The organism is Ureibacillus sp. FSL K6-8385 (genome assembly GCF_038593155.1).
Taxonomy (GTDB): Bacteria; Bacillota; Bacilli; order Bacillales_A; family Planococcaceae; genus Ureibacillus; species Ureibacillus terrenus.
This window is the reverse complement of sequence record NZ_CP151968.1, coordinates 2,563,126-2,576,154: the sequence shown is the minus strand read 5'-3', so window position 1 is coordinate 2,576,154 and position 13,029 is coordinate 2,563,126. Positions and strand designations below refer to the sequence as shown.

Here is a 13,029-nt window from a genome sequence, read left to right as displayed (position 1 = left end):
TTTGATGGGAAAAAACAATATTCCTTGATAAGGATGAATGAACCATTTCTATGTAGACTTACACAGCATAGCATGCAAAGTCTTATGGTTCAACAACGATGACATGCCCATTTAAGATAAGTTCTTTAAACGCTTTCCATCGCAAGAAGTTTCAGAATTTTTTTGATATATAAATCAGATACCCTATAAAGCGGTGAATGAAACCATTTCAATATTTACTCACCATAATCCGGAGAATATAATAATGGTAGAAATATTTTCCATTATAATGGAATACTGGCGAGATGATGCAATGGATCAAAAGGAAATCCAAAAGATGCGAATGAAGCAGCTGGCAGTAATGAATTTTCTGGTATTGGCGGCACTGGCGGTCTATTATATCTGCAGCAGTGTGTTTACCATCAGGACTTCGCTTTTTTATCTGGCGTTCGGGATCTATTTTGTCATTTTTGCAGTGATCCGATTGATCAAGACCGATTCGACAAAATCCATGATTCCCCTTCTTGAAAAAGTGGCGAAATATGAAAAAGAAAAGTTGGGAGACGAATGGTATAGACGTCGCAAATTTGAGGCTGTTTTATATGTGATTCTTGGGGTTTTGTTCCTTTTTCTATCGTTCGGGAGCGGGAAGTCGGCGGAAAATTTTTTTTCTAAGCCGGATACCCTCTTTTTTATAATGTATACCCTTTTCTTTTTGCTCATGGTAAACATCTTGACCGTTTTAAATAATCAAAAAATGGACCATTCAACAGAAGCGGAATTGAAAGGATTTGCAAGGAAATGGCTTCTTGTGGGGGCGGCGGCGGCACTCGCATTCGCCATCATTATCTTTCAATTGATCCTGTTTTACGTATTTTCACAAATAAATTAGGGGAACATTCCATTTTGACTTCTCCAAGTTCAAAATGGATTTTTTTTATAAATTTTTGACTCTATCATTTGCGATGCCATAGGAAAATTTGTATTCTATGAACTGATTTAGTATGGTTGAAATAAAACAAAAATGCTTCAAAGGAGAGAGCTTCAATGAAAAGGCTGAGATACATACTGTACTTCGTTTTTTCGGCCGCATTATTATTCGGATGCGCGAGTGAGACTGCCGATTCGGTTGGCGGGGAAGGAAACGCCCAACCTGTAGAACAAACAGAACAGGGCAAAGGACAGGAACAGACGTCATCCGAGTTGCCGGCAGATATGAAAACAATCGATGCGGAAGTCGTTTCGGTCGTCGATGGCGATACGATTAAAGTGAAAATCAACGGACAAACGGAAACGGTAAGATTTTTGCTGGTGGACACGCCGGAGACAAACCATCCGCGCCTCGGTGAACAGCCGTTTGGCCAGGATGCAAAAGAGTTTACGAAAAAGATGTTGGAAGGAAAGACGGTTCAGCTGGAAAAGGACGTGAGCGACAGGGATAAATATGGCCGGCTCCTCTACTATGTATATGTTGACGGGAAGAGCGTCCAGGAAGAGTTGCTGAAAAATGGTCTGGCAAGGGTCGCCTATGTGTATGTGCCAAATACAAAGTATGTGGACCGCTATTATGAAATCCAAAAAGAAGCCCAAAAGAAAGGGGTCGGCATTTGGAGCATCGAAAATTATGCCCAGGAAGACGGATTTCATGAAGAGGTAATCGAAAAAAATTCAGGAAAAAATGATTCATCGTCCAACGGTTCTGCAGGAGAATGCAATATTAAAGGAAATATTTCATCAAACGGTGAAAAAATTTATCATATGCCGGGGCAGCAATTTTATGATGTGACGAAAATCGATCCATCCAAAGGCGAACGCTATTTCTGCAGCCGGGAGGAAGCGGAGCGGGCAGGCTTCCGTCCAAGCGAGAGATGATATAGTAAAAACGTTTGTCTCTACTCCATCGGGTAGAGACTTTTTTATGATCATTACGGGGAAAATAGAAGATAAAAACCGATTAGCGGTTTTGAATATGGGGAAAATTTATAGAAGGAAACATAAAGGGGAAAAGAAAGATGGGAAATAAAAATTTAACGAAAGAACAAATGGAAGATTTGATCAGCAAACTAAAAGAACGTTTCGAAAAAAATATGCATCGCCATGAAGGGATGAAATGGGAGCACATTCTAGAAAAATTGGAAAGCCATCCGGAAAAACTATGGTCTTTATATGAAATGGAAAGAACGGAAGGGGAACCGGATGTCATCGGTTATGATGAAACGACGGGTGAATATTTGTTTTGCGATTGTTCCAAGGAAAGCCCGAAAGGACGGAGAAGTCTTTGTTATGACCAGGAAGCCCTGGAATCAAGGAAAAAACATAAACCCGAAAACAGCGCCATGAATATGGCAAAAGAAATGGGAATCGAGATGTTGTCGGAAGAACAATATCGGGAACTGCAAAAGTTGGGTCCTTTTGATACAAAGACCTCCAGCTGGATCTTTACGCCGGCGGATATACGCAAGCAAGGGGGCGCTTTATTTTGCGATTACCGTTATGGCCATGTGTTTGTCTATCATAATGGGGCTGAAGCCTATTACAGTTCGAGAGGGTTTCGCGGACTGTTGAGGGTGTAAACACTGCCAGCCAAACAAGATTTTAGAATATCGGCCGGCCAGAAGAAAAATGAAACCGACATCCATTTGCATTGATTAAGATAAGGAAAATTTAATGAGGGAGTTGTTATGGCCATCCAATTCAAAGAGATCCAATCCAAAACGATTTTGACCAAAACGACCGGCTATTTGGACATCGGATTTACCCACTCCTTAAACCCCTACGCGGGTTGTGCCTTTGCTTGCCGTTACTGCTATGTCAGGGAATTGCCGATTCAAAAATTCAAAGGAACACCCTGGGGGGGATGGGTCGAAATTAAAAGAAATGCAAGGGAAGTTTACCGTAGGGAAATCGTTAAACTGCGCAAAAAAGAGCTTCCTGTCAATATATACATGTCTTCTGCAACGGACCCGTATCAGCCCGTTGAAAGGAAAGCCTGCATCACCAGGGGGATATTGGAGGAGATGCGTGCCAATCCACCCGATATCCTTGTCATTCAAACAAGAGGGCCATTGATTGAAAGGGATATCGATGTCCTTGTTCAACTGAAGGAACAATGCACATTGATTGTCTCCATGACGATCGAAACCGACCGGGAAGATGTGAAGAGGATTTTTGCCCCTTATGCCCCAAGCATCAAAATGAGGATGGAAGCGCTCCGCAAATTGCACCTTGCCGGCATCACGACCCAGGCCGCCGTATCCCCCGCATTGCCTTTCACTCCGGAATTTCCGAAGCTTTTGCGAGGAATCGCCGATTATATTTGGATCGATACATTGGCAATCGGCGATGGAGCGCAAGGAAAACGTTCTTCGCGGTTGAAAATGCCTCAACTTTTTGCGGAAAATAATTTCTCGGAATGGTATCAAAAGGACCTGCATGTCAAACTGGAGAAATTTTTCAAGCGGCATTTCCAAAGTGAAAGGATTCGCATCTCAAGACAAGAAGCTTTTTTGAACTGATTGAACGGAATTCATGAAAGGAAAAGATGATCCGACAGATGACGGGATCATCTTTTTATTTTGCAAAATCGATTGATTAATCGGTTGTTTCAATGCAAACCGGCCCGTCTTGCAGCTGTTCTTCTGCCATATCCGGCATTCGTTTTTCCATGAATCGTATAAATAGATTGTTTGAAATAAGGGCGGTTATAATCAAAACTGTGCCGATTGCGTCAAAAACCGTGTGTTGCCGGCCTTGCAGAAAGGAAATGAATAAGGTGGTTATCGGGACGAAATTGATAAAGAGCAGCCCGTTCACCGGAGACAGCAAACTGACTCCCACATTCCAGCCGATTAAAGCGATGATCCCGGGAAAAACAATCATAAACAGCAAATGTGGTGCTGCGGCTATAAGCCCGCTTTTCGAAGGAACGTCCAAGTAACCGAAAACCGTCGCTACCAGGGTGATGATCAATGCCGTAAACGTGCCGAGCAGACAGCTTATTGTGGAATAGCGCAATGCCGACCATCCTTGGAATTCACTGCCTCCCATCGTGTAAATCACCCATCCGACGACAGCGATCAAAATCAATAAAGTCGGAATGACATTGCCTGCTGCCGAAAAAAACGCATCAATCTTTCCTTCCGTTATAACAAGCACCGCACCGGCAAATGAAAAAAGAACACATGCCAATGTAAAGGGAAAAGGACGTTTTTTAAAGAAAGTCCAGTAAATGACAATGGAAATCATCGGCATGAGCGATTCCATGATGGAAGCGACCAATACGCCATGATGGCCCAACAAATCTTCCCCCCAAAAAATAAACAAATTATAAACGGTAAAGGCCATTGTGCCGAAAAACCACAGACGCCGACCTTTCCCTTCAAACCGGAAAGCTTCTTTTCCTTCCTTCCAAAACAAAATCCCGGCCAATATGATGGATACGGCTCCATACCGGAAAATCGTAAAGTAGAAAGGATCGATATATTGAAAAGCGGAATGGGCAACAGGAAACATGGCACCCCAAGAGACCGCGGCAATGAAGCAAAAAAAGGATCCAATCAAGACAGGATTTTTCAATTTTGTTCCCCCTTTTCGAATGGAAATTGTTATAATCAATATTAGCTTCATTTTGATTATCACGTAAAACGAACAAAAAAGATGTTTAACATCATTTATGTTGATACCATAGGTGAAACATGAAAGGGGAATCACTTTGGAGCTTAAAGATTTGGAAATTTTTCAGCTAGTGGCGGAAAAGGGGACGGTGACGGAAGTTGCCAAAGAATTGAATTATGTTCAATCAAACGTTACTTCCCGCATCCAAAAGCTGGAGGCTGAACTTAACACACCATTGTTCCATCGGCATCGCCGAGGAATGACATTGACACCGGAAGGAAAAAAACTTTTATTCTATAGTGAAAAAATTTTGAAGTTGACCGCAGAAATGAAAAAAGCCATACAGGATCAGAATGAGCCGATGGGAAAACTGGAAATTGGGACGGTGGAAACCGTTTATCATTTGCCGGCCATTCTCTCTTCTTATATCAAGAAATATAAAAATGTAGAGTTGTCTCTTTTTACAGGGGTGACGGAGAGTTTGGAAAAGGAAGTGCTCAATCATAAGCTGGATGGCGCTTTTGTAACAAAGACCGATTTTCATCCGGATCTTGAGGTTCATGATGTCTTTGACGAAGAGCTCGTTTTAATTTCGGATCAGAGGGAACGGACGCCGGAAGAATTAATAGACGAACCGTTTTTGTGTTTCAGCACAGGCTGCGGGTACCGCGCCCGATTGGAACAGTGGTATAAAGATCAAAATGCGGCTCCCCAAAAGATTATGGAATTTGGCACGTTGGAAACGATTTTGCGCGGCGTTTCCATGGGGCTTGGCGTTTCGTTTGTCCCAAGATCAGCCGTGTCTCATTTGGAACAAAGGGGAGAAATCCGATGCCACCGATTGCCGGAGCAATATAGCAAAGTGAAAACGGTGTTTATCAGAAGAAAGGATGCCTATTTGACGGCAACAATGGAAAAATTCATTGACACGATCGAAGAAAGCAGAAAGTTTATTCTTAACAATGTCTCATCCGGAAAATAGCTTTCACTAATACCCGGTTTTTCCCTATAATTTTATCATGGCAATTTGATAAAATAGATTGGCAATCTTTTCTTAAAAAATGAAAGAAGGCTATTGGAATGCTGACTACTTTCAATTCGTATTTGCAAAAATTGATGCCCATTTTGACTCCTTTAAGCCTGATATTGGGGGTTTTATTTGAAGAAATCGGCGGCCAGATGAGGTTTCTTATTCCATGGATTTTTGCTATCATGACGTTCGCCGGAAGCCTCAGCATTAATTTTCAGGGATTAAGAAGTGTAAAAAAACATCCGGGGTTCATTTTATTGACAATTGCTTTTCTGCATATATTCATGCCGATCTGGGCTTACATATTGTCAATGGTTGTGTTTGATGATCATTTGCTGATGGTCGGCTTTATTTTGTCGGTTGCGGTGCCTACAGGCGTGACCAGCTTTATTTGGGTCAGTATATGCAAAGGGAATCTGCCGCTGGGGTTATCCATCATTTTAATTGATACGGTGCTTTCACCGGTCATTTTCCCGCTTCTTTCGAAAATTGCCGTAGGAAGAAGCATCCCGATTGACACAACATCCATCATGCTTGATTTGCTTTGGATGATCGTAATTCCATCAATAATCGGCATGTTGGTGAACGAGAAGGGGAATGCACATTTTGTTGCTAAGTTGAACCGGGTTTTCGCTCCTTTTCAGAAAATCAGCCTTTTTCTCATCGTGTTCATCAACAGCAGTGTGATTGCCCCTTATTTAAAACATATTACATGGGAAATATTTGAAATCATTCTGCTTGTTTTGGTCATTTCTTTATCCGGATATACTTTATGTTTAATTATTGGACATTTTTTATGGAAGAAAATTGATCTAATAACAACCTTTGTTTTTACAGGCGGCATGCGCAATATCGCGGTGGGGGTCGTGATAGCCGGCACCTATTTTCCGTCCAAAGTTGTGCTGCCTGTTGTATTCGGCATGCTTTTCCAACAGATTTTGGCGTCCCAATTCAGCAAGGCATTGGAAAAATACCAGGAACGGTTCCATTTGGAAACGGCAAATGAAAAATGAATAGTTTAAAAAAAAACTGCCAAAGCCATTTTGCTTTGGCAGTTTTTTTATTCGGGACATTTGTGAATAAATGAAAGGATAACAATACATGGTATAAAACCTAATAAATGAACCACAATAAAGGTAAATGTTATTCGTGGGAGTAATTGTTATGAGACGATTTTTCAGAAGACCTCCTGGAAGACATGCCAACACGGATTTTCAAAATAATGAAAGCAGAAACCAGGCACAATATTGTCCACATTGCCGGCATTTTCATTCCCGGCCAATCCAAGGTCAGAATATGCAAGGAAATAATCAAAATGCAAATCAATCAACTGTAAACAATCAACATGTACAGGAAACACAAAATCCTTCGGCTAATCAACAATATCAAGGAGACCAAAATGAAAACAATCAGCCCGCAACCAACAAAATGATAAATTCTTTCCATTCAAGCGGGCAAAATCATCAACATGCCCAGGGCCAACAAGGCGGACAAAATGACCATCATCATCAATGTACATGTCATCAGCAGATTGGCCAGGGGCAAAATCAAAATGAAAATCAAAATTACAATGCGGGACAAAATCAACAATCCGACCAAAATTCATCCTCTCAACAAAGCAATCAAAATACGGGCGGACAGAATAACCAAAATTCCCAGTATCAGATGCCATTGCCAATCTACAAGAAAGTTTCACACAACTTTGAATTTATTACACGAATATTGGGGAATCCGATTGACTTAGTGGTACGTGAATTGGAAATTGATGTATCTTGTGGACACATGAAAGAGCGGAAGGTTCAATTGCAATTGCCAAAATCGCAGATTGAACTTTCCATTGCCCAAGAAAAAGAGCATGAACCTTCTTCGTATGAACAAGTGCATCAGGAAAGAGCGGAAGATGAAGTCAGCGTTCCTTGCATTCTGTTTTATCTCAGCGGAATGGCAAATTCAGATATCATCAATGAAAACATTTTAAGAATGCTTCAATCCAAATCAATCCGTACTAAAGAAAACTTGATTGAGCAAGTGCACAAGGAAATTATTTCCGTTACTGATACTAATAAATTGGCAACCCTTGAAGAAGCGGTTAATGCGCTGCTGTCAGGCGATGCCATTTTAATGGTGGACGGGGAAATGACGGCGTTGGAGATGGCAACGGCCGGCACCGAAAAACGCGCCCTGGATGAACCGCAATCGGAGTCCATGATCCGGGGGCCCCGCATATCCTTTATTGAAAGTTTGGATATCAATTTAACTTTGATCCGAGGGGAATTAAGAGACCCGAATCTCCGCTTCGTGGTGCATGAAATCGGAAGAAGATCCAAACAAAAAGTAGTCGTTTGCTATGTAGAAGGATTGACGAATCCCGATATCGTCAATGAGGTCAACCGAAGACTGAAAACAATTGACATCGATATTGCGGGGGATTCCGGAAAGATTGAACAATGGATCGAAGACAGTTTTTTGTCGCCGTTTCCGCAAGTCGTTGATACGGAAAGGCCGGACAGGGTTATTTACAATCTCATGAAAGGAAAAATCGCCATACTGGTGGATGGATGCCCTTTTGCTTTGATGGCACCGATTTCAGTAGGAGATGCTTTCCTGGCGATGGAAGATCATAGCCAACGCTGGTTGATTGGTTCTTCAATAAGAATGTTAAGATTTGTCGCGATGTTCATCGCGTTGTTTTTGCCGGGTTTATATGTGGCATTAACTTCTTATCATCCGGGCATGATTCCGACCCAATTAACCTTGTCCCTTGCGGCCACAAGAGAAGGGGAGCCGTTTCCGGCAATCATCGAAGTGTTATTGATGGCTGTAACATTTGAAATTTTGCTGGAAGCCGGGATTCGGCTTCCGAAAATTATCGGACAAACAATCGGCATCGTTGGCGGTATAGTGATCGGGGATGTTGCCGTCAGTGCCGGGATTGTAGGCCCGGCGCTGGTTATTGTAACGTCTTTGACCGCCATGAGCTCTTATACGATTCCCAATTACAGTTTTTCCCTAAGCCTTAGAATTTTAAGATTTCTTTTCGTAATTGCCGCGTCAATATTGGGGCTGTATGGAATCATCCTTGTTTTCATTATGATTTGCATCCATATTGTCAACTTAAAAAGCATTGGGGTGCCTTATTCAGGAGCCTTTGCGCCAAACTTTTTGGACCATATGAAAGATTTGATTATCCGTGCTCCTGTGACGGCATTAAGAAAACGGCCGGCATATTTGGAGCCGCTGAATCAGCATAAGGTCAATCTTGGGGGGCGCAAACAATGAACAGAACGCCATCGCCCGACTTACAAGGAATCATCAGCGACCGGGACATTTTTATTGCCGTTGTATCCAATATCTTTGGTGTAATGACGTTGACCGTTCCAAGGCTCATTGCGGAGTCGACTTTATCTTCCGATGGTTGGATGTCCGTTTTTCTTGGAGGGCTCATTGCAAGCCTTTGCGGATGGATTGTGGCAAAGATTGCCTCATCCTTCCCCAATCAAACTTTTCTGTCCTATGCCTCTTATCTTCTATCGAAACCGGTTGCAGTGGTAATGACATTAATTTTTTCGATCCAATATATTGTGGTGACTGCATATAATGTCCGGGAGATTGCGGTGCTGTCCCATCAATATTTGTTTGATTACACCCCTCAGGAAGTGGTGTCCCTGGCCTTTTTGTTAGTGGTCATATATGCGGTTTGCGGTTCACAGGCGGCGATTTTCCGTTTAAATGTATTATTTTTCCCCATTTTAATCAGCGGATTGCTGATAGTCATTTTGCTGCCTATCGGAATCATTCAGTGGGAAGGTCTGCTCCCATTTTTTCAAACGGACTTCAAAGGATATGTACAATCGACATACTATAGCATTGTCAATATGTTAGGATTTGGAATTGTCCTTTTTTATATCGGGCTTGTCCAAAAACCGCAAAAAACAGCAAAATTGACCGCGATCGGCGTAATGGTGACGATGATGTTTAATGTGGCAATTTACATTGTCTGCATCGGGGTTTTCGGAAATGCCACAATCCAAAATATGTTCTTTCCGACCTTTGACTTGTCAAGAAGTGCCGAAATCCCCGGAGGATTTTTCGAACGGTTTGATGCGTTTCTTTTTTTGTTTTGGACCATCATCTTTTTTACGACGGCCATGATGGCATTTGATATTGCCGTCATGACGATCCGGATGGTATTCCGGAAATTTAAAAAAATTAATCTTGTATTAATCCTCTCTCCGATCATCTTTTTGATCAGCATGTTGCCGGAAACTTACTTGGATATCGTCTATTTCAATAAATTGCTTGGACATTTTATGTTTTCATATTTTGTCATTGTCACCTTGATGTTGGGGATTGCATTCAAGATAAAAGGTGGGAAATCAAGTGGCTAAGCTGAAACCAATCCTGATTTGCGCCATTTGTGCGGTATTGTTGTCGGCCTGTTGGGATCAAACGGAAATTGAAGATCGGGCTTTTATCTTTGGCATGGCAATTGATGTAGCGAAAGATTCGGAGTCGAAAATCAAACTCACCCAACAACTGGTGGTTCCCGAAAATATTGCGTCCGCAACGGAAGGGGGAGTAGGGGGGAAAGCTTACCGGAATCTCACCGGTACAGGCCGGACCCTTTATGAAGTAAACCGGGAAATGTCGAAAGAGGCAAGCCGGACCCTTGATTCCACCCATTTGGGAGTGGTTCTTTTTTCTGAAGATTTAGTGGAACAAAAAGGGAAAATGAAGAAATATTTTGATGTATTTTTCCGCGATAAGAAAATGCGCCGGGGAATTAAGTTGGCCATTACTAGAGGAGATGCGGAAGAGTTGCTGTTTGTTGAACCGGAACATGAGAAAATTCCTGCAGAGTATATTAAAAATTTGCTGGAAAACAAAAAAAGAATCGACGTGACCGATTTGGTGCGGATCGGGGATATTGATAAAAAAATGTTTGATGGTACTAGTTTCCCTTTGCCATACTTGTCAAGGAAAACCGACACGGTGGTTGATTATGAAGGAATCGCGATTTATAACGGACCGGAGGAGCGGATGGTTGGCGCATTGAAGGGGGAAGAGGCTAAGGGATTAAGCTTTATTCGGGGGCTAAAAAACAATGGAACCATCGATACCGAAATGGATGGGGAGCCGCTTTCAATTGAAATTATCAGTATAAAAAGAAAAATTGATTTAGAAAATAAAGATCCCCATCATTTGAAATTCACTATAACAGTCCATATTCTGGGGGCGGTTGCCGACCAGTCCGGTTCGGAAAATCTGAAGGAATATAAAGTATTAAATAAGTTCCGGGACAAAACGGAAGAAAAAGCGGAAGACATGATGGAAAATGCGGTCAAAAAACTGCAAAATGATTTCCAAACCGATGTAATGGGACTGCAGGAATATATAAGCCGTCATCATCCAAAAATATGGAAAAAAGTAAAAGATAATTGGGATAGCGGAGAAAACTATTTTTCAAAAAGTGAAATCAAGTGCATTGTCAATGTCACACTTCAAGAATCGGGAAGCATCAACCAGACAACAACGGAGTGAGGTGTTTGGCATGGAATTGGCTTCTGGCTATTTTTTGTCAGCATATACCATTGTTTGTACAATATTGGCCTTTGTAGTCCCTTTTGCAGTTTATAAAATAAACGAAAAAATTCATATGAAGTTGGACCCTCCATGGAAACAAGAGGATCGGCTCAAAGCGGATAAGAAGCAACAACAATAATGAATGCATTTTGGAGAAAAGGTGCATCCAATGATTTACTATATTGGCATTACACATGACCACCGTTTGGAAAAAGGGGATTTCTTGAGTAATATCGATTTGGCAAAGTATAGATGGTTTTGGGTGGATTTCAGCGAACCGACGGAAGCCGAAGTGGAACATCTGGCAAGCACCTTCCATTTCCACCCGCTGGCGATCGAAGACTGCGTGCAAGATCTTCAACGGCCCAAACTGGATTACTTTAACCATTATACTTTTTTTGTTACCCATACCCTCCGTGAAGAAAAGGGGGAACTTATTAAAGAAGAACTGGATTTTTTTGTGGGGGAAACGTTTATTGTGACATTTCATAAGCAGCCTTCCATCGAGGTAACGAAGGTTTGGAATGAGTTGATTGGGCTCTCTTTCCCCGAACAATGGGATCCCTATTATGTGTTTTATGAAATTTTGGACAAGATTGTCGATAACTATTTTCCGATTATTTACAAAATGGAAGATGAACTTGAAAAACTCATCATTGAACAAACGGGAATCCAACCGATGAATGAATTGATGGAAATAAGAAATATGCTCTTGCAGCTTTTACATTCCGTTAATCCGATGAGGGATTTGTTATATCGCATGTTAAATTCCCATCATTTGAATTTAAACCAGATTGAAGAAAGAAAAGAATACTTCTCAAATATTCACGACCATCTTTTGAAATTGTCGGAAAAGGTTATGACCAATCGGGAAGTAACGGCAGATATCCGGGACAGTTACATTTCCTTAAATGCCCACCAGACGAATAATGTAATGAAGCTGCTGACCATCATCACATCGATTTTTGCGCCGTTGACATTCATTGCCGGAATATACGGCATGAACTTCGAAAATATCCCGGAGTTATCATGGAAGTATGGGTATTTCATAACCCTTTTGATGATGTTTTTCATTGGGGTTTCAATGCTGATTTGGTTTAAGAGAAAGGGATGGTTTTGAATGCCGGCTTGTTTCATTTGATTTTCATGCCGATGATAATAAGCAGGATTCCTGTAAAAAGGCAGATTATTTTCAAGAAAGAAATTTTTTCGGACAATCCGCTGACGCCGATGCCGGTTGTCACAATTAAAATCGTCGGACCTACTAACGCCAACATCGAATTAATCATCAACGCTTTTTCCAAGTCATTGAATTTCCACATAAGGGTCGCGGCGGATAATTCGATGCTGCCGGATAAAAATCTTAATAACACCATGTAGAGCAGCGCGCTTTCCAATCCTTCATCCATCCTTCCGCTATTTATTGGATTATGATATGCTTGTCCATGAAAGATTATGAATGGTGATGCCATGTTTAAGCTATCTTCGCTGGATGAAGTGAATGCTTTTATTGAGCAAAATCCCCTTTCATTTCTTTATATTTCAAGAAAGGATTGCGGGGTTTGCCATGTACTGCTTCCGCAGTTGGAAAAGTTGTTGGAAAATGATTTCCGCATAGCTTTGGGATTGATCGATGCAGAAGAGGTGAAGGAAATAGCGGGCCGGTTTTCGGTCTTTTCGGTTCCGGCATTATTGTTCTTTGTGGAAGGAAAGGAATTTCTTCGGCAGACAAGATTTGTGCATACGGATTTGCTGAAAGAGAAAATCAATAAAATTGTTGGGCTGTATGGAAAATAAGAAAAGGAGGCGCTCTAAACGGACGT

At 41.6% G+C, this 13,029-nt stretch carries 13 protein-coding genes; 11 read left to right on the top strand and 2 right to left on the bottom strand.

Going from position 1 to position 13,029, the window contains the following annotated elements:
- Positions 1–244: 244 nt before the first annotated feature.
- The 4 genes from NST62_RS12795 to NST62_RS12780 all read left to right on the top strand — a co-directional run bounded on the left by NST62_RS12795 (position 245) and on the right by NST62_RS12780 (position 3,494).
- Complete coding sequence (locus tag NST62_RS12795; protein WP_342462958.1) at positions 245–871, top strand: hypothetical protein; 627 nt, start codon at positions 245–247, stop codon at positions 869–871.
- 155 nt (positions 872–1,026) lie between these two features.
- A complete protein-coding gene (locus tag NST62_RS12790; protein WP_141602589.1) occupies positions 1,027–1,851 on the top strand; it encodes a thermonuclease family protein in 825 nt (274 codons plus the stop codon).
- A gap of 140 nt (positions 1,852–1,991) precedes the next feature.
- Complete coding sequence (locus NST62_RS12785; protein ID WP_141602590.1) at positions 1,992–2,552, top strand: DUF4256 domain-containing protein; 561 nt, start codon at positions 1,992–1,994, stop codon at positions 2,550–2,552.
- A gap of 108 nt (positions 2,553–2,660) precedes the next feature.
- A complete protein-coding gene (locus NST62_RS12780; RefSeq protein WP_181733259.1) occupies positions 2,661–3,494 on the top strand; it encodes a radical SAM protein in 834 nt (277 codons plus the stop codon).
- 76 nt (positions 3,495–3,570) lie between these two features.
- On the opposite strand, the gene NST62_RS12775 is transcribed toward NST62_RS12780, so the two are convergent.
- Positions 3,571–4,554, bottom strand: a complete 984-nt coding sequence (locus tag NST62_RS12775) for a DMT family transporter (RefSeq protein WP_328216717.1) — start codon at positions 4,552–4,554, stop codon at positions 3,571–3,573.
- A gap of 136 nt (positions 4,555–4,690) precedes the next feature.
- Between NST62_RS12775 and NST62_RS12770 the strand changes: the two genes are divergently transcribed.
- The 6 genes from NST62_RS12770 to corA all read left to right on the top strand — a co-directional run bounded on the left by NST62_RS12770 (position 4,691) and on the right by corA (position 12,326).
- Entirely contained in the window at positions 4,691–5,575 is an 885-nt protein-coding gene (locus NST62_RS12770; protein ID WP_342462957.1) for a LysR family transcriptional regulator, read from the top strand.
- A gap of 98 nt (positions 5,576–5,673) precedes the next feature.
- Positions 5,674–6,636 carry a bile acid:sodium symporter family protein gene (locus NST62_RS12765; protein ID WP_141602592.1) on the top strand — a complete coding sequence of 321 codons (963 nt, stop codon included), beginning with the start codon at positions 5,674–5,676 and terminating at the stop codon, positions 6,634–6,636.
- Between the two features lie 151 nt (positions 6,637–6,787).
- Positions 6,788–8,902 (top strand): spore germination protein, encoded by a 2,115-nt coding sequence (locus NST62_RS12760; RefSeq protein ID WP_342462956.1) that lies wholly within the window; start codon positions 6,788–6,790, stop codon positions 8,900–8,902.
- Positions 8,899–10,011 (top strand): endospore germination permease, encoded by a 1,113-nt coding sequence (locus NST62_RS12755; protein WP_342462955.1) that lies wholly within the window; start codon positions 8,899–8,901, stop codon positions 10,009–10,011. Before NST62_RS12760 ends, NST62_RS12755 begins: the two co-directional genes overlap by 4 nt.
- Positions 10,004–11,164, top strand: coding sequence for a Ger(x)C family spore germination protein (locus NST62_RS12750; protein WP_342462954.1), 1,161 nt, complete (start codon positions 10,004–10,006; stop codon positions 11,162–11,164). The genes NST62_RS12755 and NST62_RS12750 overlap by 8 nt, the downstream gene beginning before the upstream one ends.
- Before the next feature lie 211 nt (positions 11,165–11,375).
- Positions 11,376–12,326 carry a magnesium/cobalt transporter CorA gene (gene corA, locus NST62_RS12745; RefSeq protein WP_342462953.1) on the top strand — a complete coding sequence of 317 codons (951 nt, stop codon included), beginning with the start codon at positions 11,376–11,378 and terminating at the stop codon, positions 12,324–12,326.
- 13 nt (positions 12,327–12,339) lie between these two features.
- Here corA and NST62_RS12740 read toward each other — a convergent pair whose 3' ends face one another.
- Positions 12,340–12,615: a YqhV family protein gene (locus NST62_RS12740; RefSeq protein WP_141602596.1), complete on the bottom strand. Its 276-nt coding sequence runs from the start codon at positions 12,613–12,615 to the stop codon at positions 12,340–12,342.
- A gap of 61 nt (positions 12,616–12,676) precedes the next feature.
- Between NST62_RS12740 and NST62_RS12735 the strand changes: the two genes are divergently transcribed.
- Positions 12,677–13,003 (top strand): thioredoxin family protein, encoded by a 327-nt coding sequence (locus tag NST62_RS12735; RefSeq protein WP_342462952.1) that lies wholly within the window; start codon positions 12,677–12,679, stop codon positions 13,001–13,003.
- Positions 13,004–13,029: the final 26 nt, after the last annotated feature.

Bases quoted from the DNA above. Each gene is read 5' to 3' on its own strand.
- NST62_RS12795 (WP_342462958.1), top strand. From the start codon at position 245: ATGGTAGAAATATTTTCCATTATAATGGAATACTGGCGAGATGATGCA.
- NST62_RS12755 (WP_342462955.1), top strand. From the start codon at position 8,899: ATGAACAGAACGCCATCGCCCGACTTACAAGGAATCATCAGCGACCGG.
- NST62_RS12740 (WP_141602596.1), bottom strand. From the start codon at position 12,615: ATGGATGAAGGATTGGAAAGCGCGCTGCTCTACATGGTGTTATTAAGA.
- NST62_RS12785 (WP_141602590.1), top strand. From the start codon at position 1,992: ATGGGAAATAAAAATTTAACGAAAGAACAAATGGAAGATTTGATCAGC.
- NST62_RS12765 (WP_141602592.1), top strand. From the start codon at position 5,674: ATGCTGACTACTTTCAATTCGTATTTGCAAAAATTGATGCCCATTTTG.
- NST62_RS12780 (WP_181733259.1), top strand. From the start codon at position 2,661: ATGGCCATCCAATTCAAAGAGATCCAATCCAAAACGATTTTGACCAAA.
- NST62_RS12790 (WP_141602589.1), top strand. From the start codon at position 1,027: ATGAAAAGGCTGAGATACATACTGTACTTCGTTTTTTCGGCCGCATTA.
- NST62_RS12735 (WP_342462952.1), top strand. From the start codon at position 12,677: ATGTTTAAGCTATCTTCGCTGGATGAAGTGAATGCTTTTATTGAGCAA.
- corA (WP_342462953.1), top strand. From the start codon at position 11,376: ATGATTTACTATATTGGCATTACACATGACCACCGTTTGGAAAAAGGG.
- NST62_RS12760 (WP_342462956.1), top strand. From the start codon at position 6,788: ATGAGACGATTTTTCAGAAGACCTCCTGGAAGACATGCCAACACGGAT.